This window comes from Shewanella sp. SM74 (assembly GCF_025653725.1).
In the GTDB taxonomy this organism is placed as follows: domain Bacteria; phylum Pseudomonadota; class Gammaproteobacteria; order Enterobacterales; family Shewanellaceae; genus Shewanella; species Shewanella oncorhynchi.
On the sequence record NZ_JAKKRZ010000006.1, the window covers coordinates 97,546 to 118,388 of the forward strand.

At 46.0% G+C, this 20,843-nt stretch carries 14 protein-coding genes and 8 tRNA genes; 18 read left to right on the forward strand and 4 right to left on the reverse strand.

The genetic code is table 11. The features are described 5' to 3' along the window. Positions 1 to 15: 15 nt before the first annotated feature. From truD to rpoS, 5 genes are all read left to right on the forward strand, one after another. Complete coding sequence (truD, locus tag L5M49_RS08270; RefSeq protein WP_263265818.1) at positions 16 to 1,119, forward strand: tRNA pseudouridine(13) synthase TruD; 1,104 nt, start codon at positions 16 to 18, stop codon at positions 1,117 to 1,119. After that, a complete protein-coding gene (gene surE, locus L5M49_RS08275; protein WP_263265819.1) occupies positions 1,116 to 1,865 on the forward strand; it encodes a 5'/3'-nucleotidase SurE in 750 nt (249 codons plus the stop codon). Before truD ends, surE begins: the two co-directional genes overlap by 4 nt. Next, entirely contained in the window at positions 1,862 to 2,497 is a 636-nt protein-coding gene (locus L5M49_RS08280; RefSeq protein WP_263173235.1) for a protein-L-isoaspartate(D-aspartate) O-methyltransferase, read from the forward strand. The genes surE and L5M49_RS08280 overlap by 4 nt, the downstream gene beginning before the upstream one ends. A gap of 100 nt (positions 2,498 to 2,597) precedes the next feature. Continuing rightward, positions 2,598 to 3,494: a peptidoglycan DD-metalloendopeptidase family protein gene (locus L5M49_RS08285; protein WP_263265820.1), complete on the forward strand. Its 897-nt coding sequence runs from the start codon at positions 2,598 to 2,600 to the stop codon at positions 3,492 to 3,494. A gap of 80 nt (positions 3,495 to 3,574) precedes the next feature. Continuing rightward, positions 3,575 to 4,555: an RNA polymerase sigma factor RpoS gene (rpoS, locus tag L5M49_RS08290; protein WP_028761361.1), complete on the forward strand. Its 981-nt coding sequence runs from the start codon at positions 3,575 to 3,577 to the stop codon at positions 4,553 to 4,555. Positions 4,556 to 4,687: 132 nt separating this feature from the next. Here the strand turns inward: rpoS and mutS are convergent, their stop codons facing one another. Next, positions 4,688 to 7,258 carry a DNA mismatch repair protein MutS gene (mutS, locus tag L5M49_RS08295; RefSeq protein WP_263265821.1) on the reverse strand — a complete coding sequence of 857 codons (2,571 nt, stop codon included), beginning with the start codon at positions 7,256 to 7,258 and terminating at the stop codon, positions 4,688 to 4,690. Between the two features lie 402 nt (positions 7,259 to 7,660). On the opposite strand from mutS, the gene recA reads away from it, so the two are divergent. The 13 genes from recA to L5M49_RS08360 all read left to right on the forward strand — a co-directional run bounded on the left by recA (position 7,661) and on the right by L5M49_RS08360 (position 14,991). Beyond that, on the forward strand, positions 7,661 to 8,728 hold the full coding sequence (recA, locus tag L5M49_RS08300) for a recombinase RecA (protein ID WP_198572895.1): 1,068 nt from the start codon (positions 7,661 to 7,663) through the stop codon (positions 8,726 to 8,728). 17 nt (positions 8,729 to 8,745) lie between these two features. Then, positions 8,746 to 9,216, forward strand: a complete 471-nt coding sequence (locus tag L5M49_RS08305; RefSeq protein WP_371135013.1) for a regulatory protein RecX — start codon at positions 8,746 to 8,748, stop codon at positions 9,214 to 9,216. A gap of 319 nt (positions 9,217 to 9,535) precedes the next feature. Continuing rightward, entirely contained in the window at positions 9,536 to 12,160 is a 2,625-nt protein-coding gene (gene alaS / locus L5M49_RS08310; protein ID WP_198572893.1) for an alanine--tRNA ligase, read from the forward strand. 9 nt (positions 12,161 to 12,169) lie between these two features. After that, positions 12,170 to 13,426, forward strand: a complete 1,257-nt coding sequence (locus tag L5M49_RS08315) for an aspartate kinase (RefSeq protein WP_006082603.1) — start codon at positions 12,170 to 12,172, stop codon at positions 13,424 to 13,426. A 118-nt stretch (positions 13,427 to 13,544) separates the two neighbouring features. Further along, positions 13,545 to 13,742 (forward strand): carbon storage regulator CsrA, encoded by a 198-nt coding sequence (gene csrA, locus L5M49_RS08320; RefSeq protein WP_006082602.1) that lies wholly within the window; start codon positions 13,545 to 13,547, stop codon positions 13,740 to 13,742. Positions 13,743 to 13,947: 205 nt separating this feature from the next. Next, a tRNA-Ser gene (locus tag L5M49_RS08325) sits at positions 13,948 to 14,039 on the forward strand. Positions 14,040 to 14,061: 22 nt separating this feature from the next. Continuing rightward, positions 14,062 to 14,138, forward strand: a tRNA-Arg gene (locus L5M49_RS08330). A 44-nt stretch (positions 14,139 to 14,182) separates the two neighbouring features. Beyond that, positions 14,183 to 14,259, forward strand: a tRNA-Arg gene (locus L5M49_RS08335). Between the two features lie 86 nt (positions 14,260 to 14,345). Continuing rightward, positions 14,346 to 14,422: transfer RNA gene (locus L5M49_RS08340), tRNA-Arg, on the forward strand. A gap of 49 nt (positions 14,423 to 14,471) precedes the next feature. Then, positions 14,472 to 14,548 (forward strand) — tRNA-Arg (locus tag L5M49_RS08345). Positions 14,549 to 14,597: 49 nt separating this feature from the next. After that, a tRNA-Arg gene (locus L5M49_RS08350) sits at positions 14,598 to 14,674 on the forward strand. A 45-nt stretch (positions 14,675 to 14,719) separates the two neighbouring features. After that, positions 14,720 to 14,811 (forward strand) — tRNA-Ser (locus L5M49_RS08355). Positions 14,812 to 14,914: 103 nt separating this feature from the next. Next, positions 14,915 to 14,991: transfer RNA gene (locus tag L5M49_RS08360), tRNA-Arg, on the forward strand. Between the two features lie 590 nt (positions 14,992 to 15,581). Here L5M49_RS08360 and L5M49_RS08365 read toward each other — a convergent pair. From L5M49_RS08365 to pepA, 3 genes are all read right to left on the reverse strand, one after another. Further along, entirely contained in the window at positions 15,582 to 18,458 is a 2,877-nt protein-coding gene (locus L5M49_RS08365) for a valine--tRNA ligase (RefSeq protein ID WP_263265822.1), read from the reverse strand. Positions 18,459 to 18,478: 20 nt separating this feature from the next. Then, on the reverse strand, positions 18,479 to 18,982 hold the full coding sequence (locus L5M49_RS08370) for a DNA polymerase III subunit chi (RefSeq protein ID WP_263140268.1): 504 nt from the start codon (positions 18,980 to 18,982) through the stop codon (positions 18,479 to 18,481). Between the two features lie 343 nt (positions 18,983 to 19,325). Further along, a complete protein-coding gene (gene pepA, locus L5M49_RS08375) occupies positions 19,326 to 20,834 on the reverse strand; it encodes a leucyl aminopeptidase (RefSeq protein WP_006082597.1) in 1,509 nt (502 codons plus the stop codon). Positions 20,835 to 20,843 lie beyond the last annotated feature (9 nt).

A 20,843-nucleotide genomic window follows, 5' to 3' on the forward strand; every position in this document is an offset into this window, starting at 1 on the left:
GAGTAAAAAAGTCCCATGAGCGAATTACATTATCTGTATGGCAAGCCTTTAGGTACAGCAGATTTAAGAACCCAAAATAGCGATTTTATCGTGAAAGAGATTTTACCTTTTAGCCCAACGGGTGAAGGTGAACATCACATGCTGCATGTACGCAAAGAAGGGCTAAATACAGTACAAGTCGCTGAAATGATCGCTAAGTTCGCTAAGGTGCATCCGAAGGAAGTGACCTACGCTGGGCAAAAAGATAAAAATGCCATCACAGAACAATGGTTCGGTGTGCGTATTCCGGGTAAAGAAACGCCGCTTTGGAAAGATCTCAATAGCGAGCGTTTGACCATATTGTCGAGCAGCCGTCACAGCAAAAAACTGCGAATTGGTGCTTTAGTCGGTAACCGTTTTATTCTTACCCTGAGAAATGTTACCCAAGTCGAAGACATTATCAGCCGTATCGAAAAGGTCGCTCAAGTGGGCGTGCCCAATTACTTTGGTGAGCAACGCTTTGGTCACGATGGCAAAAACTTAGTTTTTGGTCGCCAAATGATGGCGGGTAAAAAAGTCAAAGATAGAAATAAGCGCAGCATGTATTTGTCTGCGGTGCGCTCAAATCTGTTTAACACTGTAGTGTCGTATCGTTTAGCCAACCATGGCACTAAGCCGCTAGCGGGTGATTGTGTGATGTTGGCGGGCAGCAAAAGCTTCTTCGTTACGCCTGAATGGGATCTCATCGTATTGAAACGTCTGATTGAAAAAGACATTCAACTATCAGCACCATTATGGGGCCGTGGCATGATGTTGCCTCAAGGCGAAGCTGCTGCGGTGGAAACCTTGGCCATGAGTGAGTTGGCTGACGATTGCTATGGCCTTGAACATGCGGGATTAGAGCAAGAGCGTCGTCCGTTACTGCTTGAGCCCCAAGCCCTTAAATACGAACAAACCGCCGATGGTCTCGTGTTGGAGTTTGTGTTGCCTGCGGGTAGTTTTGCCACATCCTTGTTGAGAGAGTTAGTCAATTATCAAGATGTTAAAGAGCAGCAATGGCAAGCGACATTGGTGCAGGAGCCTGCGCCTGAGGTAGTTAACGCTAACACTGATACTGTTAAGACTGAAGCAGAGTCATGATCCGTATCCTTGTTAGCAATGACGATGGGATTAATGCTCCAGGTATCAAAGCCTTATCTGAGGCTTTGGCTGAAATAGCGACTGTGCTGACTGTTGGGCCGGATCGAAATTGCTCTGGTGCGAGCAACTCATTAACCTTGACTAATCCATTAAGAATTAATAGGTTAGATAATGGCTATATTTCCGTTCACGGTACACCGACAGATTGCGTTCATTTGGCTATCCGAGAATTATGTGATGGCGAACCTGATATGGTGGTGTCTGGCATCAATGCGGGGGCAAATATGGGTGATGACACCTTATATTCGGGGACAGTTGCCGCCGCGATGGAAGGACGCTTTTTAGGTTTTCCTGCAATAGCGATTTCGCTTAATGGCCGTAAATTCGAACATTATCAATCGGCTGCTATTTATGCTCGGCGGATAGTTCAAGGTTTGTTGGCCCAGCCTTTGGCAAAAGATCAGATCTTAAATGTGAATGTGCCTGACTTGCCACTTGATCAAATTAAAGGGATCAAAGTGACTCGCCTCGGTGCTCGTCATAAGGCCGAAGGCATAGTGCGAACGCAAGATCCTGCCGGACGTGAAATCTTCTGGCTTGGTCCACCGGGACAAGAGCAGGATGCCACAGAGGGTACTGATTTTCATGCTATCGCCAATGGCTATGTTTCAATTACGCCCTTGACGGTTGATTTAACCGCCTACGGACAACTAACGGCATTGCAAAATTGGGTAGATAAAATATGACTCGAGTTGCCTTAACATCGGCGGTGAATTTAGCTAAAAAGCTTCAAGATGCGGGGATCCGTAATCAAGCCGTGTTAAAGGCGATATCGCATACGCCGCGAGAAATGTTTCTCGATAATGCGCTAGCCCATAAAGCTTATGAAAATACGGCTTTGCCAATTGGACAAGGGCAAACCATTTCGCAGCCTTATATTGTTGCCCGTATGAGCGAACTCTTACTGCACAAGATGCCACAGCGAGTGTTAGAAGTGGGGACTGGATCGGGCTATCAGGCAGCCATTTTGGCTCAATTGGTGCCTCAGCTTTGTACTATCGAACGGATCAAAGGTCTACAAATTCAAGCAAGACAGCGTTTAAAACGATTAGATTTGCATAATGTGTCGTTTAAATATGGCGATGGTTGGTTGGGATGGGCTAATCGTAGTCCGTTCGATGCCATTATGGTGACTGCGGCGGCGGCGACTATACCAGAAGCTTTATTGTCTCAGTTGGCTGATGGAGGGGTGTTAGTCTTACCTGTGGGAGAGGATACTCAGCAATTGATGCGTATTACGCGTAATGCTGACCGCTTTAGTTCTGAAACCATTGAAACGGTTAAATTTGTACCTTTAATTAATGGAGAGTTAGCTTAACCTTGTGTTGTGCTACTGTGTTAAGCGAAGTGCTTGTTTTGCACAGAAGGCGTCATTTTCTCATCATAAACAGTAATACAACCTTACCAAGGAGTTTTTATTGTTGAATGCGGGTTTACTCTTAAACCTTTGCTTTATATTTCTGCTTGTAGGCTGTAGCTTTCAGGCCAGCAGACCCGCACCCGTCGAAAATATTTCCCATAGCTACTCTAAAAATAGCAAAGGCCACATTAAATCGAATTCATATAAAGTTAAAAAAGGCGACACTCTCTACTCTATTTCTTGGGCTGCAGGGAAAGACTTTTCTGAAATAGCTAAACTTAATCAATTAGATAACCCTTATACAATTTACCCTGGACAGATTTTATATTTAACTAATGCTAAATCTAGTAACCAATCAAAATCTACGACTTTAGATGGAAATATAACGGGTAATTCAGATGCTAATTCAAGTAAAAGTGATAAAAAACAATTAGATGATAAGGTTTATCAGTCTAATGCTAAGTCAAGTAACGATCTGAAAAAAACACTTGATCAGAAAGCTAAGCCCGCGTACCCTGTAACAAGTTCCCAACAAAATGTTAACCAGCTAATGGTTCCACCCACCTCAACACTGCCAGCCAGTGTGAGTCAGTGGCAGTGGCCAGTAAGAGGGAAGTTAATCGGAACTTATTCTGCCAATGAGCAGGGAAATAAAGGTATTAAGATCGCGGGAAATCGGGGAGATATCATCAAAGCTGCTGCAGATGGGCGGGTGGTATACGCAGGAAGTGCTCTTAGGGGTTACGGTAATTTAGTGATTATTAAACATAGTGACGATTACCTTAGTGCTTATGCTCATACGGACAAGATCTTAGTCAAAGAAAAGCAACATGTCCTCGCAGGGCAGACTGTTGCAAAAATGGGCAATACAGGTGCCAATCGGGTAATGTTACATTTTGAAATTCGTTACCATGGACAGTCTGTAAACCCACTTACTTATTTACCTAAACAATGATTGTTTGGGGCCTTGTTGGCAAATGGAGGATAGGAAATTGCACTAATTCAGCAGTTTAATTAGGTTTGGGAGATTTGATCATGAGCCGCATAAATAGCACTGCCGCAGAAGCACTAGTAGATTTTTCCGTAGAAACCGTAGACTTTGATCTTGAAAAAGAAGAAGTTGCCACCGATCTAGTCCAAGAGCTAGGAATAGAACAACAGGTCCAAGATGACCTGCAAAAAAATCTTGATGCTACTCAACTTTATCTAGGTGAGATTGGTTTTTCCCCACTTCTTAGCGCAGAAGAAGAAGTTTACTTTTCCCGTAAGGCCTTAAAAGGTTGTGCAAAATCCCGTAATCGCATGATCGAAAGTAATTTACGTCTCGTCGTAAAAATTGCACGTCGTTACAATAACCGCGGCTTAGCACTGCTCGATCTTATCGAAGAGGGTAATTTAGGTTTAATTCGTGCCGTAGAAAAGTTTGACCCAGAAAGAGGTTTTCGTTTTTCAACCTATGCGACTTGGTGGATCAGACAGACGATTGAACGCGCTATCATGAATCAAACTCGTACTATTCGTTTGCCGATTCATGTTGTTAAAGAACTCAACGTATACTTGCGCACAGCCCGCGAATTAGCACAAAAACTGGATCATGAACCTACAGCGGAAGAAATTGCTGAAAAACTGCAAGTTTCTAGCTCTGATGTGAGCCGCATGCTTAAGCTGAATGAAAAAATTACCTCTGTTGATACGCCTTTGGGGGGCGATAACGAGAAAGCATTATTAGATGTATTGGCCGATGATGATAGTGTTGGCCCTGACTATAAAGTGCAAGATGAAGACATCTCTAACTCGGTGGTGAAATGGCTTAACGAGTTGAACACAAAACAAAGAGAAGTATTAGCCCGTCGTTTTGGTTTGTTAGGTTATGAACCTTCTACGCTTGAAGATGTAGGGGCTGAAATTGGTTTAACCCGTGAACGTGTTCGTCAAATCCAAGTGGAAGCATTAAAACGCTTACGTGATTTATTGGGTTCTCAAGGTTTATCTGTTGAAGCTTTATTTAGAAACTAATATCTGTCTTCTGGTGCCTTTCAGAGAAGCTATCCAGAAAATGTACTTAGTGTGAGATCACGTCATAAAGTAAAACGCCCACTATAGAGTGGGCGTTGTTATTTTTAGGCTTTTATTTAGATCACCTGATGTCTAGCTCAAGCGTTTCAGTTCATAGAGCAATTCAAGCGCCTGTTTTGGCGTTAAGTTATCGGGATTAATGCTACTTAATTTAGTCAAAGCTGGATTTTCAACCGGTTCAGGTAAAGCGAGTAAGCTTTGAATGGGCGTCCTCGTTCCTTCTGGTTGATGATCGCGACTCTCCAATTGCTGCAATTTATGTTTCGCTGCTTTAATCACTTTGTTTGGCACGCCGGCAAGCGCCGCAACTTGTAAGCCGTAGCTTTTACTGGCGGCGCCTTCTTGTACTGCATGCATAAAGGCGATGGTATCATCGTGCTCTATGGCATCAAGGTGCACATTGTAAACACCTGCCATTAAGTCAGGTAATTGAGTTAGCTCAAAATAATGGGTGGCGAATAGGGTCATAGCCCCTACTTGCTGGGCTAAATATTCCGCCGCCGACCAAGCTAGTGATAAACCATCATAGGTGGATGTTCCACGGCCGATTTCATCCATTAACACTAAACTACTGGCAGTGGCATTGTGCAGGATGTTGGCAGTTTCAGTCATTTCTACCATAAAGGTTGAGCGGCCAGAGGCCAGATCGTCTGATGCGCCAATACGGGTAAAGATGCGATCAATCGGGCCAATCAGGGCGCGATCTGCTGGAACAAAACAACCAATATGGGCCATCAGTGTAATCAAGGCGACTTGGCGCATATAGGTTGATTTACCGCCCATGTTAGGTCCAGTCACAATCAACATACGTCGTTGATTATGTAAGATTACTGGGTTAGCGATAAACGGCGTTTGGCTAACACGCTCCACCACTGGATGGCGACCAGCCTCTATCTGTACGCCGATATCTTGGCTCAGCTCTGGACAAGTGTAGCCCAAGGTTTCGGCACGCTCGGCAAAGTTACTCAGTACATCAAGCTCAGCCGCAGCTCTAGCAAAAGCCTGTAATTCATGTAATTTCGGCAGAATAAGATCGAATAACTGTTCCCATAACTGCTTTTCGAGTGCCAGGGCTTTACCTTGGCTCGAGAGGACTTTTTCTTCGTATTCCTTAAGTTCAGGCGTGATATAACGCTCCATATTCTTAAGTGTTTGGCGTCGTTGATAATTGAGCGGTACTTGTGAGGATTGCAGACGGCTCACTTCGATGTAATAGCCGTGTACGCGGTTATAGCCGACTTTAAGTGTATTGATGCCAGTACGTTCTTTTTCTCTGGCTTCAAGTTGTACTAAGTAATCACTCGCTCCTTCGCTCAGGCCGCGCCATTCATCCAGTTCGCTGTTGTAGCCTTCACGGATCACTCCGCCATCGCGGATAAGCATAGGTGGATTATCGACTATCGCGCGCTCAAGCAGGGCTTGCTCAGCGGGGAACTCACCTAAGTGTTGCCGTAATTGAGTCGTGTGCGGCGCGCTCAGTGTGCTTAAACTCTGTTGTAATTCAGGCAATAAGCCCAGAGCTTGACGTAAACGGGCAAAGTCTCTTGGGCGAGCGGTACGCAGCGCGAGTCTTGCCATGATACGTTCGATATCGCCAAGTGCCTTTAACTGCTCATGCAAATCTTCGTGGGCAGCGGTATCGAGGAGTTCAGTCACCGCCTGTTGGCGCGCCTTGATTTGCTTAGGATCTCGCAGAGGCTGATGGATCCAGCGTTGTAACATACGGCTGCCCATAGGCGTTGCCGTATTATCCAATACTGCCGCTAAGGTATTATCGCGGCCACCGGCAAGGTTTTGAGTTAATTCTAAATTTCGGCGAGTTGCCGCATCGAGTACTATGCTATCGGTTTGATTGAAGCGGATAATGGCATTAATATGGGGCAGTGCCGTGCGCTGTGTGTCTTTGACATATTGCATCAAGCAACCCGCAGCCTGCAGTGATAAACGTGCATCTGCGATGCCAAAACCATGTAAGTCTTTAGTGCCAAACTGAGCTAGCAGTAACTTGATACTCGTATCGTAATCAAATTCCCATTCAGGGCGACGACGTTTACCTTTAAAACCGTTAAGTAGACCTAGTTCGCCAAAGTCTTCACTGTAGAGAATTTCAACGGGATTAGTGCGTTGCAATTCCGCTTCTAATGACTCTCGCGTGTCGAGCTCTGCAATCACAAAACGTCCGGATGAAACATCTAATGTGGCATAACCAAAACCAACTTTACCTTGATAAACCGCGGCTAACAGATTGTCTTGGCGTTCTTGTAGCAACGCTTCGTCGGTTAAAGTGCCTGGCGTGACAATTCGCACCACTTTACGTTCTACTGGCCCTTTAGATGTCGCGGGATCGCCAATCTGTTCGCAAATCGCAACTGATTGACCAATTTGAACTAATTTTGCAAGATAGCCTTCCACAGCATGGTAAGGAAGCCCCGCCATCGGAATAGGATCGCCACCACTTTTACCGCGCGCAGTGAGTGAAATGCCTAACAGCTCAGAAGCGCGTTTAGCATCGTCATAAAACAACTCGTAGAAGTCACCCATGCGATAAAACAGCAACATATCGTGATGTTCTGCTTTCATCGTCAAGTACTGACGCATCATAGGAGTATGTTTTTCTAAATCATCGGTATCAATTACATTCATTAAATCGTTATCGTCCGTTGTGACTGCCTAAAGGCGATACAGTTTGTGTGGTTAAGGGTGATTAAGCGCTATGGAAGCGGAAGACTGCTGTACAATTTTCAGCTAAAAAGACCACGCAAAATTTGTTGCGCCAATCTTAGCAATAATTTAGCGAAAATTGAGCCCTTAACGATGGATATTGATCAAAGGGAGCTATTATCTGATTTGATATTCGCTAAAACCTTGGCCATATTAAAAATCCTATCAGCTAAAAATAATTCAGTCACAGGTATTGATACTGTATGATTGTACAGTATACTAGTCAGCAGAATTAAGACAAAAAGCGCGGCTTTTTGAATTACCCGTTTGTAAATTGAATATCACTTTTGACAGCTTAATGCTTGTCTTGATGAGGGAACAGGAATGAAGGTCGATCCAAATAAAGAGAAAGCACTTGCTGCGGTATTGATCCAAATTGAGAAACAATTTGGTAAAGGCTCCATCATGAAGCTGGGCGAAGATCGCTCTATGGATGTTGAGACCATTTCTACCGGTTCTCTGTCTCTGGACGTTGCTTTAGGTGCTGGCGGTTTGCCAATGGGTCGTATCGTTGAGATCTATGGTCCTGAATCATCAGGTAAAACAACACTGACTTTAGAAGTGATTGCCGCCGCGCAACGTGAAGGCAAAACCTGTGCCTTTATCGATGCAGAGCATGCATTAGACCCTATTTATGCTAAAAAATTGGGCGTAGATATTGATAACCTGCTGTGTTCGCAACCGGATACCGGCGAACAAGCGCTTGAGATTTGTGATGCTTTAACTCGTTCAGGCGCTGTTGACGTTATCGTAGTTGACTCAGTGGCGGCATTAACGCCTAAAGCTGAAATCGAAGGCGAAATTGGTGATTCTCACATGGGTCTAGCGGCGCGTATGATGAGCCAAGCCATGCGTAAACTTGCGGGTAACTTAAAGCAATCTAACACCTTACTTATCTTCATCAACCAAATTCGGATGAAAATTGGTGTGATGTTCGGTAACCCAGAAACTACAACCGGTGGTAACGCGCTGAAGTTTTATGCTTCTGTTCGTCTAGACATTCGCCGCACTGGTGCCATTAAAGACGGCGATGAAGTGGTCGGTAACGAAACTCGCGTTAAAGTGGTGAAAAATAAGGTTGCAGCGCCGTTTAAGCAAGCTGAGTTCCAAATCCTTTATGGCCAAGGTATTAACCGTACTGGTGAGTTAGTAGACTTAGGCGTAGCCCATAAGTTGATTGAAAAAGCGGGCGCTTGGTACAGCTATAAAGGTGACAAAATCGGCCAAGGTCGTGCTAATGCTGGCAAATATCTGACTGAAAACCCAGCTATTGCTGCTGAAATTGACAAGACGCTACGTGAGTTGCTTTTGAGTAATCCGAGTGCCTTGGCTGCCAAAGCTGATGATAGCATTGAGGACAATATTGATTTAGAGACAGGCGAAGTATTCTGAGTCAGTCAGCCCATCAAATTGCGGTCGCGCTGTTAGCGCGCCGCGATTATTCCCGTTTACAAATCCGCGATAAATTGCTCGAAAAAGGTTTCGAACTTAACGATATCGAACCTGTACTCGATGCTTGCGAATCCTCCGGTTTTATTAATGATGCTCGTTATGCCGAACTGTTGGTGCGAAGCCACATCAGTCGAGGCCACGGTGCAATACGCATCCGCCAAGCAATCGCACAGAAAGGCTTATCTAAAGACTGCATTGAAGCCGCTTTGGTTAATTGTGATTGTGATTGGTTTGAACTAGCAAAAGATAAAGCCACCAAAAAATACGGTGTACCTCGCGTAACAGAAGTGAAGGGCTCTAAAGCTCGGGATCTCATCGCAAAGGAAAAGGCCAAACGAGTGCGTTTTTTAATGGGTCAAGGCTTTAGCTACGATCAAATCACTTACGCACTAGATTCAGATCCCAATGATCTCGATGAAGATTATTAAATTTGGAGCTAAGACTGTAAAAGCTCATCTAAATATCATCAATGAGTCTTGTCCATTTCGTACTTCACATTAGACTCACTTGCTTAAATATTGTCCGTGCCGCGATAAACTTACGCCGTCTTTATTTGTGCTTTATCCTGTCGTTTTGCTTCTAGTGACTCTGGTGTGGGCGATTCACGCTAAAATATTAAATTCCTGATGTGTATATCACCAATCAAGACTGGTCGTCCTTCCTTAGTCTGCTTATAATGCTGGGCAAATAGAAATACGGCTAGCCTAAGGCGTAGCTGGTAATGCTTACCCAATTCAGGATGATTTCATGTATCAAACTACAGCAGAGCTCAGAAGCGCTTTCCTCGAATTTTTCCGCAGCAATGGTCATCAAGTTGTGGACAGTAGTTCATTAGTGCCAGGCAACGATCCCACTCTTTTATTTACCAATGCAGGCATGAACCAGTTCAAGGACGTGTTTCTTGGCATGGACAAGCGCAATTATACGCGTGCGACCACTGCTCAACGTTGTGTACGCGCTGGTGGTAAACATAACGATTTGGATAACGTTGGCTACACAGCACGTCATCACACCTTTTTCGAAATGCTAGGTAACTTCAGTTTTGGAGATTATTTTAAAGAAGAAGCGATTCGTTTGGGCTGGACTTTTTTAACTGAAACGTTAAAGCTGCCGAAGGAACGTCTGTGCGTCACTATTTATCAGACAGATGATGAAGCCTTTGAAATCTGGAATAAAAAAATTGGTGTCGCTGCCGAGAACATCATACGTATCGGTGACAATAAAGGTGCTGCCTTTGCGTCAGATAACTTCTGGCAAATGGGTGATACCGGTCCTTGTGGTCCATGTACTGAGATTTTTTATGATCATGGTGATCATATTTGGGGCGGACGTCCTGGCAGTCCTGAAGAAGATGGTGATCGTTTCATCGAAATCTGGAACATCGTTTTCATGCAGTACAACCGTCAAGCATCGGGTGAAATGTTACCTTTGCCTAAGCCCTCGGTTGATACAGGCATGGGGATTGAGCGTATTGCTGCGATTATGCAGGGCGTACATTCTAACTACGAAATCGATATTTTTCGTACTTTGATTGCTAAAGCCGCAGAGGTCATTGGTGTTAGTGACTTATCTGAAAAGTCGCTGCGAGTCATTGCCGATCATATCCGTTCATGTGCATTTTTAATTGCCGATGGCGTTATGCCGTCGAACGAAGGCCGCGGTTATGTGCTGCGCCGTATTATTCGCCGCGCAGTTCGCCATGGTAACAAGTTAGGTGCGACCGAAGCTTTCTTCTATAAGCTGGTTCCGTCTTTGATTGCGGTGATGGGCGATGCAGCAAAAGGGTTAGCTGAGACTCAAGCGATTGTTGAAAAAGCACTGAAAGCGGAAGAAGAGCAATTTGCCCGTACGCTTGAACGTGGTTTAGGCATTTTAGATACTGCCTTAAACGAGTTGAAAGGTGACACTTTAGACGGTGAAACCGTATTTAAGCTGTATGACACCTATGGCTTCCCAATGGATTTGACCGCTGATGTCTGCCGTGAGCGCAACATCATTGTCGATGAAGCTGGTTTCGAAGTCGCCATGGCTGAACAACGTAGCCGCGCACAAGCTGCCGGTAACTTTGGTGCAGATTATAACGCTGCGCTGAAAATTGATGCTGAAACTGCATTCAGTGGTTACACCGAATTAGCGGGTCAAGCTAAGGTCACCGCGATTTATCAAAATGGTGAGTCAGTGACGGCGATCAAAGCGGGTGATGAAGCCGTTGTCGTGCTCGATGTAACCCCTTTCTACGCGGAATCTGGCGGTCAAGTAGGCGATAAAGGCCAATTGGTTGCGAACGGTATTGAGTTTACGGTAAACGATACGCAAAAGTATGGTCAAGCAACGGGCCATCAAGGTGTTTTGGCTACAGGTAGCTTGAGCGTTGGCCAAGTTATTGAAGCGAAAGTGGACAAAAAACTGCGTCACCGTACTCAGTTAAACCATTCTGTTACGCATTTACTGCATGCCGCACTGCGTCAAGTGCTCGGTACTCATGTCTCGCAAAAAGGTTCTTTGGTTGATCCAGAGCGTTTACGTTTTGACTTCTCTCATTTCGAAGGCGTAAAAGCTGCTGAATTAAAAGAAGTTGAAGAATTAGTTAACACTCAAATTCGTCGTAACCATGAGCTGAAAACCGCTGAAATGGGCATAGATGAAGCTAAAGAAAAAGGCGCTATGGCACTCTTTGGTGAGAAATATGATTCACAAGTGCGTGTTGTGACTATGGGCGATTTCTCTATCGAATTATGTGGCGGTACTCATGTGGGTCGCACTGGCGATATCGGCTTATTTAAGATCACCTCTGAAGCGGGTATTGCTGCAGGTGTGCGCCGTATAGAAGCCGTTACTGGTGCTGCAGCTATGGCTTATGTGGCGCAGCAACAAGCTGAACTGGAAGAAGCCGCTGCCTTATTGAAAGGCGATGCCAACTCAGTGGTGGCTAAGTTAAAAGCGCAGCTCGATAAGATGAAGCAACTCGAAAAAGAAATGGCGCAGTTGAAAGATAAGCTAGCGGCCGCAGCGAGTGCAGACTTAGTGGGCGATGCCGTTGTAGTTAATGGCGTTAACGTACTGATCAAAAAATTAGACGGCGTTGAGGCAAGTTCACTACGTGGCTTGCAAGATGAATTAAAACAGAAATTGAAATCGGCCATTATCGTTCTTGGTACAGCGCAGGAAGGGAAAGTTAACCTGATCGCGGGTGTGAGTAACGATCTGATCGGTAAAGTCAAAGCGGGTGAGCTAGTCGCTATGGTCGCTTCACAAGTAGGCGGTAAAGGCGGTGGTCGTCCTGATATGGCTCAAGCGGGCGGTAGCCAACCAGAAAATCTGGATGCGGCATTGGCTCAAGTATTACCTTGGATTACTGAGCGTCTAGCTTAAGAGGTTGCTGTGCCCCAAAAACGAAAGCTTAGTGGTAGCAAGCTTTTTGTGAAAAAGTTCGGCGGCACTTCGGTGGGTTCTATTGAACGTATCGAAGCGGTCGCTGAGCAGATTACAAAGTCAGCTCACAATGGTGAGCAGCAAGTCTTAGTTTTATCCGCGATGGCGGGTGAGACGAATCGCCTGTTTGCACTTGCAGCACAAATTAATCCGCGCGCCTCGGCGCGCGAGTTAGACATGCTAGTCTCGACGGGTGAGCAAGTGAGTATTGCTTTGATGTCTATGGCGCTACAACGTCGCGGCATAAAAGCGAAATCCCTTACGGGCGATCAAGTGCAAATTCATACAAATAGTCAATTTGGCCGCGCTAGCATTGAGCGAGTTGATACTGAATATTTGCAGTCTTTGCTTGCCGATGGTGTTGTGCCGATCGTTGCAGGGTTTCAGGGCATCGATCCTCAAGGCGAAGTGACCACCTTAGGACGCGGTGGTTCAGATACCACAGCAGTAGCCTTAGCGGCAGCGTTAGAAGCCGATGAATGCCAGATTTTTACCGATGTGGCAGGGGTATTTACCACAGATCCGAATATTGATAGCAGTGCACGTCGCCTCGATGTGATTGGGTTTGATGTGATGCTCGAAATGGCAAAGCTTGGCGCTAAAGTATTGCATCCCGATTCTGTTGAATACGCCGAGCGTTTTCGCGTACCGCTGCGAGTATTGTCGAGCTTTGAAGCTGGGCAGGGGACGTTAATCCAGTTTGGCGACGAGTCGGAATTAACGATTGCCTCGTTAGTGCAAGGTATCGCGATTAATAAGGCACTGGCAACGCTGACGATTGAAGGGCTGTTTACCACCAGTGAACGCTATCAAGCGTTGTTAGGCTGCTTAACTCGATTGGAAATCGATGTGGAATTTATTTCTCCATTGAGGATCCATGAGGATGATCCTTCGGGTCGCGTCAGTTTTATGCTCGCTGAGGCTAAGGTCGATACTCTACTTAATGAGCTCGAAGGCTTAAGTGAAAGCCTCGCACTCGGGCCATTGATTATCGAACGTCAACGTGCAAAAGTATCTTTAGTTGGCAAAGGTTTACAGGCAAAAATGGGATTATTGACTAAGATGTTAGAAGTCTTGGGTAATGAAACTATTCATGCTAAGTTACTCACGACGTCAGAGAGTAAATTATCAACCGTTATCGATGAAAGGGACTTACACAAGGCGGTTCGGGCGTTACATCACGCTTTCGAGCTAAATAAGGTGTAATTAAATAACCGTTTGAGTATTGAATACTATTAATTTGTACTAAGCTGACCTTATAATAAGCCCATCTACCGGATGAGTGCCGTGTGTAAGCTGAATTAAGAAATAAAGGAGCTATCGAATGCTGATTTTGACTCGTCGTGTTGGCGAAACACTGATGATTGGTGATGAAGTCACAGTTACAGTGCTAGGGGTAAAAGGCAATCAAGTGCGTATTGGTGTGAATGCACCAAAAGAGGTTTCTGTTCATCGCGAAGAAATCTACCAACGCATTCAATCTGAAAAATCAGGTACACCATCGGAAGGTGGTAACTTTTAGTACCTTGTTTTGGCAAGCGTACTACGGCAACAGAAGAGTCAGTTTTTTAACTGGCTTTTTTATTTTTTAGACCGAAAGATTGGCGTAAATCAATACATTGGCTTGATATAACAGCAATGTGATTAAAAACAGTTCAAATGGAATCTGTTTCGGAAAAAGGGTTTGACTTATTTTCGTCAAACAGTAATATGTGCGCCAAGAAAACGGAGAGGTGGCCGAGTGGCCGAAGGCGCTCCCCTGCTAAGGGAGTATGGGCTTTAACTCCCATCGAGGGTTCGAATCCCTCCTTCTCCGCCATTTCTTAAAGATAGAAAACAGTGCGCGTGTAGCTCAGCTGGATAGAGTACCTGGCTACGAACCAGGCGGTCGGAGGTTCGACTCCTTCCACGCGCACCATTTTTTATTAGTGTTTGATGTAAAAGTAAATTTAGATACAAGTCGCGCGTGTAGCTCAGCTGGATAGAGTACCTGGCTACGAACCAGGCGGTCGGAGGTTCGACTCCTTCCACGCGCACCATCTCTGCATTAGTTAATCTTTAACTCATCAGTTTTGAATTTCATAAGAAATTTTGTAGATAATTGCTTATAGCAAAGAGTTAAAATGCGCGTGTAGCTCAGCTGGATAGAGTACCTGGCTACGAACCAGGCGGTCGGAGGTTCGACTCCTTCCACGCGCACCAATTTAGATTAATATGATTTAAATCGTATTAATGTTTTACCGTTTAACATGCGCGTGTAGCTCAGCTGGATAGAGTACCTGGCTACGAACCAGGCGGTCGGAGGTTCGACTCCTTCCACGCGCACCAATTTAAATTAATATGATTTAGGTCGTATTAGTGTTTTACCGTTTAACATGCGCGTGTAGCTCAGCTGGATAGAGTACCTGGCTACGAACCAGGCGGTCGGAGGTTCGACTCCTTCCACGCGCACCAATATAGTTAACGAGATACGTCTTGTTGATTTAAAGCGTTAAACGCGGAGAGGTGGCCGAGTGGCCGAAGGCGCTCCCCTGCTAAGGGAGTATGGGCTTTAACTCCCATCGAGGGTTCGAATCCCTCCTTCTCCGCCATTCTATTCTCTTAGTCGAGGGGAATAGAATAAATTTGCGAGATAAAAGTGCTTATCCTAGACTCAATCATGATTGGATCTATTAGAAGTACAAAAACGAGTTTGCGCGTGTAGCTCAGCTGGATAGAGTACCTGGCTACGAACCAGGCGGTCGGAGGTTCGACTCCTTCCACGCGCACCATATAGATAAGCCCTGCAAGCAATTGCAGGGATTTTTTATTTTTTAATCTGTATGGTTTAACTCATTATATTTTTACCCGCTTAGGTTTAACCTTAACTTTGCATCATCATCTTTTGCCTTACCTTAGTATCTTCGGTGTCGCTATCTTTAGCCATTTCGCTTTAAACACTTCTCTTTCTTAGGTTCAACTCACTGAAGAATCTGCTTTTGCCTGTGTTGAGAGTCTAAGACGACATTGGATACCCATATCAGTCTCTCAGCGCTGTCTCTAGAGGTATTAGCTGTTCTTTAGCCTACATGTGTGCAGTTTACTCATGTAGGCAGCGATGGGCTACGTGTGAGCTCATGAGCGATAGATCACGGGGAATGATGAGGATGAATGGTGAGGTGGTTTCAATACTGTGCCGTAGGTTAAATGGCAGTGTTTAGAATTGACTCGGGTTCAATGCGGCATCTGGCCCAAGAGCGTAGATTAAGGCTCATAATTGATCATAGATTGCAGTGATATAGATACAAGAAGGGCAGCCAAGTGGCTGCCCTTCATTCAGTTAGAACCAATCATAACAAGTGAATCAGAGTAAATGAGAAGCTTAAGCTTCTAACTTAGCGAACTCAGATTTTTGTTCATTGAGTTTGTCCATATCTCGCTTGAGATCGGCCATCTTGGCGCGCTCTTTGTCGATAACCTCGGCTGGAGCTTTTGCCACAAAACCTTGGTTCGATAATTTGCCTTCGATGCGAGCGATCTCTTGGCCGAGCTTTTCAAGCTGTTTGTCGATACGGGCCATTTCGGCGGCGACATCAATTAAGCCTGCCATAGGGATCAGTAGCTCCATTTCGCCAATCAAACCTGTGGTCGACATAGGCGCAGTTTCGCCATCGGCTAAAATGGTCATGCTTTCTAAGCGGGCAAGCGTAGTGAAGAAGGTTTGGTTCGCTTCTACACGGGCTTTATCCTGCGCGCTAACACCACGAAGTAGGGCATTTAGCGGTTTAGATGGGGCAATGTTCAGTTCGGCGCGAATGTTACGCACCGCTACGATCACTTGCTTAACCCATTCTAAATCGGCCATTGCTGCGCTATCGACTTTAGCGGCATCAAATGTTGGGAACGGCGCAAGCATAATGGTATCACCTGCGATACCGGCTAACGGTTTAACGCGCTGCCAAATGGTTTCAGTGATATACGGCATCATAGGGTGCATCAGGCGTTGCATCGCTTCGAGTACTGTCACTAAGGTGTGACGGGTGCCGCGCATTTGCGTTTCGCTGCCGTTTTGCAATACCGGTTTGGTTAACTCTAAGTACCAGTCACAGAACTGGTTCCAAGTGAACTCATACAGGGTATTGGCCGCTAAGTCGAAACGATAGGCTGTCATGTGATCGTCAAAGGTCTTAACGGTTTGATTGAACAAGCCGATAATCCAGCGATCGGCCAACGACAGCTCCATCTCGCCACCTTTGTGCTCTGGTGAACCTGGGCCGCAATCTTGATCTTCTGTGTTCATCAGCACGTAGCGTGAGGCGTTCCATAACTTGTTACAGAAGCTACGGTAACCGTCTAAGCGCTTCATGTCCCAGTTGATGTCACGACCCGTTGATGCCATTGCCGCAAGCGTAAAGCGCAGTGCATCAGTGCCGTGGGCTTCTATACCGTCAGCAAACTCTTTGCGAGTGCTCTTTTCAATCTTGGCGGCCAGTTGTGGCTGCATCATATTACCGGTACGTTTTTCAACGAGATCTTCAAGGCCGATACCGTCGATCATGTCTAATGGATCGAGTACGTTGCCCTTAGATTTTGACATCTTGTTACCCGCTTCATCGCGGATAAGACCGGTTACGTAGACGGTTTTGAACGGGACTTGTGGTTTACCGTCTTCATCTTTGATGAAGTGCATGGTCATCATGATCATACGGGCAACCCAGAAGAAGATGATGTCAAAACCTGTCACCAACACGTCGGTTGGGTGGAAGGTTTTTAAATCTTCTAAATTGTCAGGCCAACCTAAGGTCGAGAAAGTCCACAGGGCTGAGCTGAACCAAGTGTCCAGTACGTCTTCGTCTTGGCGTAATGTCATTGAGTCGGCAATATTGTGCTTAGCACGTACCTCGGCTTCGTTGCGGCCGACATAGACTTTGCCGTTTTCGTCGTACCAAGCTGGGATGCGGTGACCCCACCACAATTGACGCGAAATACACCAGTCTTGAATGTCGCGCATCCACGAGAAGTACATGTTCTCGTATTGCTGCGGCACAAATTTAATGCTGCCATTTTCAACGGCTTCGATAGCGGTTTTCGCCATTGGCGCAACAGCTACATACCATTGGTCGGTCAGCATCGGCTCGATAACCACACCGGAGCGATCACCGTAAGGCACTTTCAAGGCGTGAGGCGCGATTTTTTCGAGCAGCCCTAAAGTGTCAAATTCAGCGACGATAGCATCGCGGGCTTTAAAACGATCAAGTCCGGCAAAGCGTTCAGGCAGGCTGCCATCGAGCGTTTTGTTAAAGGTACCGTCAGAGTTCACCACTTCGGCGCTCACGCGAATGGCGGCATCTAAGGTCAGCACGTTGAACATGGGTAGGTTGTGACGTTTACCGACTTCATAGTCGTTAAAGTCATGGGCCGGGGTGATCTTCACGCAACCTGTACCAAAGGCCATGTCGACGTAATCGTCGGCCACGATAGGAATGCGGCGGTTAACAATCGGCAACAGAATAAACTTACCGACCAGCGCTTGATAGCGTTCATCATCGGGATGCACTGCAACCGCACTGTCGCCGAGCATGGTTTCTGGGCGCGTGGTAGCGACTTCTAAATAGTCTTTACCATCGGCGGTCAGTTCACCGTCGGCCAGTGGATAACGCAGATGCCACATGTGGCCCTGTTTTTCTTTGCTTTCCACTTCTAAATCAGAGATAGCTGTGTGCAGCTTTGGATCCCAGTTGACCAAACGCTTACCGCGATAAATCAACTCGTCTTCGTACAGACGTACAAATACTTCTTGCACGGCCTTGGACAAGCCTTCGTCCATAGTGAAACGCTCGCGGTCCCAATCAACAGAAGCGCCCATACGACGTAGCTGCTTAGTGATAGTGCCGCCCGATTGCGCTTTCCATTCCCACACTTTATCCATAAAGGCATCGCGACCTAGGTCATGACGATTTTTGCCTTCTTCGGCTTCAAGCTTACGCTCAACCAACATTTGGGTGGCGATACCCGCATGGTCAGTACCGACTTGCCATAGGGTATTTTTGCCTTTCATCCGTTGGTAACGGGTCAAAGTATCCATAATGGTGTCTTGGAAGGCGTGGCCCATGTGCAAGCTGCCCGTCACGTTTGGTGGCGGGATCATGATGCAATAATTGCCTTGGGATTCATCGCCGTGTGGCTTGAAGTAACCTTGCTCTTCCCAATTTTGGTAAAGCGTTTGCTCGATGGACTGCGGATCGTATGTTTTTTCCATGGGAACGTGTCTGTCTCAAACTAATTAAGTGGATGTGTTGCTAAGTCTTGGGTCTGTAAATTGACCCCTAAGCCGCGATACTGTCGATAACGTTCGCGAGCGACCGCTTTATGCTGATCGTCATTGGCAACAAAATCGATAATGTGGCCAAAGTTTACCGCAAATGGGGGCGCTTGGTCTGCAAGATTAATCAGAACTTGGCGACTTTTGTTGGCGCCGAGGCGATCAAAACCGATTTCAACCGGCGATCCCGTCATCGGGCCTTCACCTTTGAGGTTATGGGGTACAAAGGCACTTGGCTCAAACTGCCATAAAAGTTCATCAATTGCATGGGCTTGCTGTTTATCTTGGCAATGGATATAGACCCATTGTTGCTTCACAAAAGCCTGCTGCGCCAGTTGGCATGCCAGAAGATGCATCTCGCAAAGTGCAGGGTTCGCATTCGCGGTTGCAACAGGTGAATCAGCCTTGGTTTTGGCAGGCGATGCCACTGGCGGCATAAGATAAAACAGCACTTGAGTCATGATTTCAATGCCTTGCTTCACTTGTTTTAGTGGCGAACGAGAGCAGCAGTTTACACTAAAAGTCAGTATGGGTTAATGCTTAGGGCAAACCTTACGGTGAGGTTTTATCTATCACTGTCTGGCGGGACTTAATGGGATGCTTTCAAACCGTTGGAGATGAAGAGGGTAGAACTATAACTCTTTGAAAAATGATTCTAAAACCATTAGTTGTTCAGTTTTTTTATTTTCTTAATTTATTCAGGAAATCGATTTTCTGATTAAATTAAGAAAATAAAAAAGGCGAAGATTTTCATCTTCGCCTTTCATTTATCGAGCCTTTAACACACTAAGGCCGGATAGTTGGTTATTCGCCGAGTTCGACGCCAGCACGATTGATCAGGAACTGAGTCAATAGTGGCACTGGACGGCCCGTAGAACCTTTGTTAGCACCGCTATTCCAAGCTGTGCCTGCAACGTCTAAGTGAGCCCAGTTGTACTTTTTAGCAAAGCGCGAAAGGAAACATGCTGCAGTGATAGCTCCAGCAGGACGGCCACCTAAGTTGGTCATGTCAGCAAATGGGCTGTCGAGCATATCTTGATACTCATCCCACAATGGCATGCGCCATGCGCGGTCACCACTTTGCTCACCGGCACTTAATAGCTCGTGTGCCAGAGGGTTATGCGATGAGAACAGACCCGATGCGTGTTTACCAAGGGCAATCACACACGCGCCAGTCAGGGTTGCAGTATCGATAACTAATTCAGGATCGAAACGCTCAACATAGGTTAATACGTCACATAGGACTAGACGGCCTTCCGCATCGGTATTTAACACTTCAACGGTTTGACCTGACATAGTGGTCAGAATGTCACCTGGACGGTAAGCATTACCCGATGGCATGTTTTCACAGCCAGCCAGAATACCCACAACGTTGATAGGTAACTTCATATCACAGATGGCTTTCATGGTGCCGATAACACCTGCTGCGCCGCCCATGTCGTACTTCATTTCGTCCATGGCTTCGCCAGGCTTCAATGAAATACCACCCGAGTCGAAGGTTAACCCTTTACCGACTAATACGATGGGTTTTTCTGTGCTATCGACAGCGCCCTTGTATTCCATCACCGTCATGATGGATTCATTGGCACTGGCGCGACCGACTGCAAGGTATGAGTTCATGCCCAGTTTGGCCATTTGCTCTTCACCGATAGTGGTGACATGCAGAGTGTCGTGTATTTCAGCCATTTGGCGAGCTTGAGAAGCTAAATAGGCTGGATTACAGATGTTCGGTGGCATGTTTGCTACATCGCGACATAAATGCATGCCAGCAGATACTGCCATACCATGCTCGATGGCGCGCTCACCTAAGGTTAATTCACGGCGAGTCGGGACATTGAATACTAATTTACGCAGTGGACGGCGAGTTTCACCTTTGCGGGTCTTCAGGGCATCAAAGCTATAAAGACTGCTATTAGTGGTTTCAACCGCTTGACGTACTTTCCAATACGTATCGCGTCCTTTCACGTGCAGTTCAGTTAAGAAGCAAACGGCTTCCATTGAACCCGTTTCGTTAAGGGTGTTGATTGTCTTAGTGATGATTTGTTTGTATTGGCGTTCGTCTAATTCTCGTTCTTTGCCACAACCTACTAATAATACACGTTCACTCAATACGTTAGGAACATGGTGCAGCAATAACATCTGGCCAGGTTTACCTTCCAGATCGCCGCGACGCAGTAGGTTACTGATATAACCTTCGCTAATTTTATCTAATTGCTCCGCGATACCCGACAGACGACGGGGTTCATAAACACCGACCACGATACAGGCTGAGCGTTGTTTTTCGGGGCTACCGCTCTTTACGCTAAACTCCATGAGCACTCC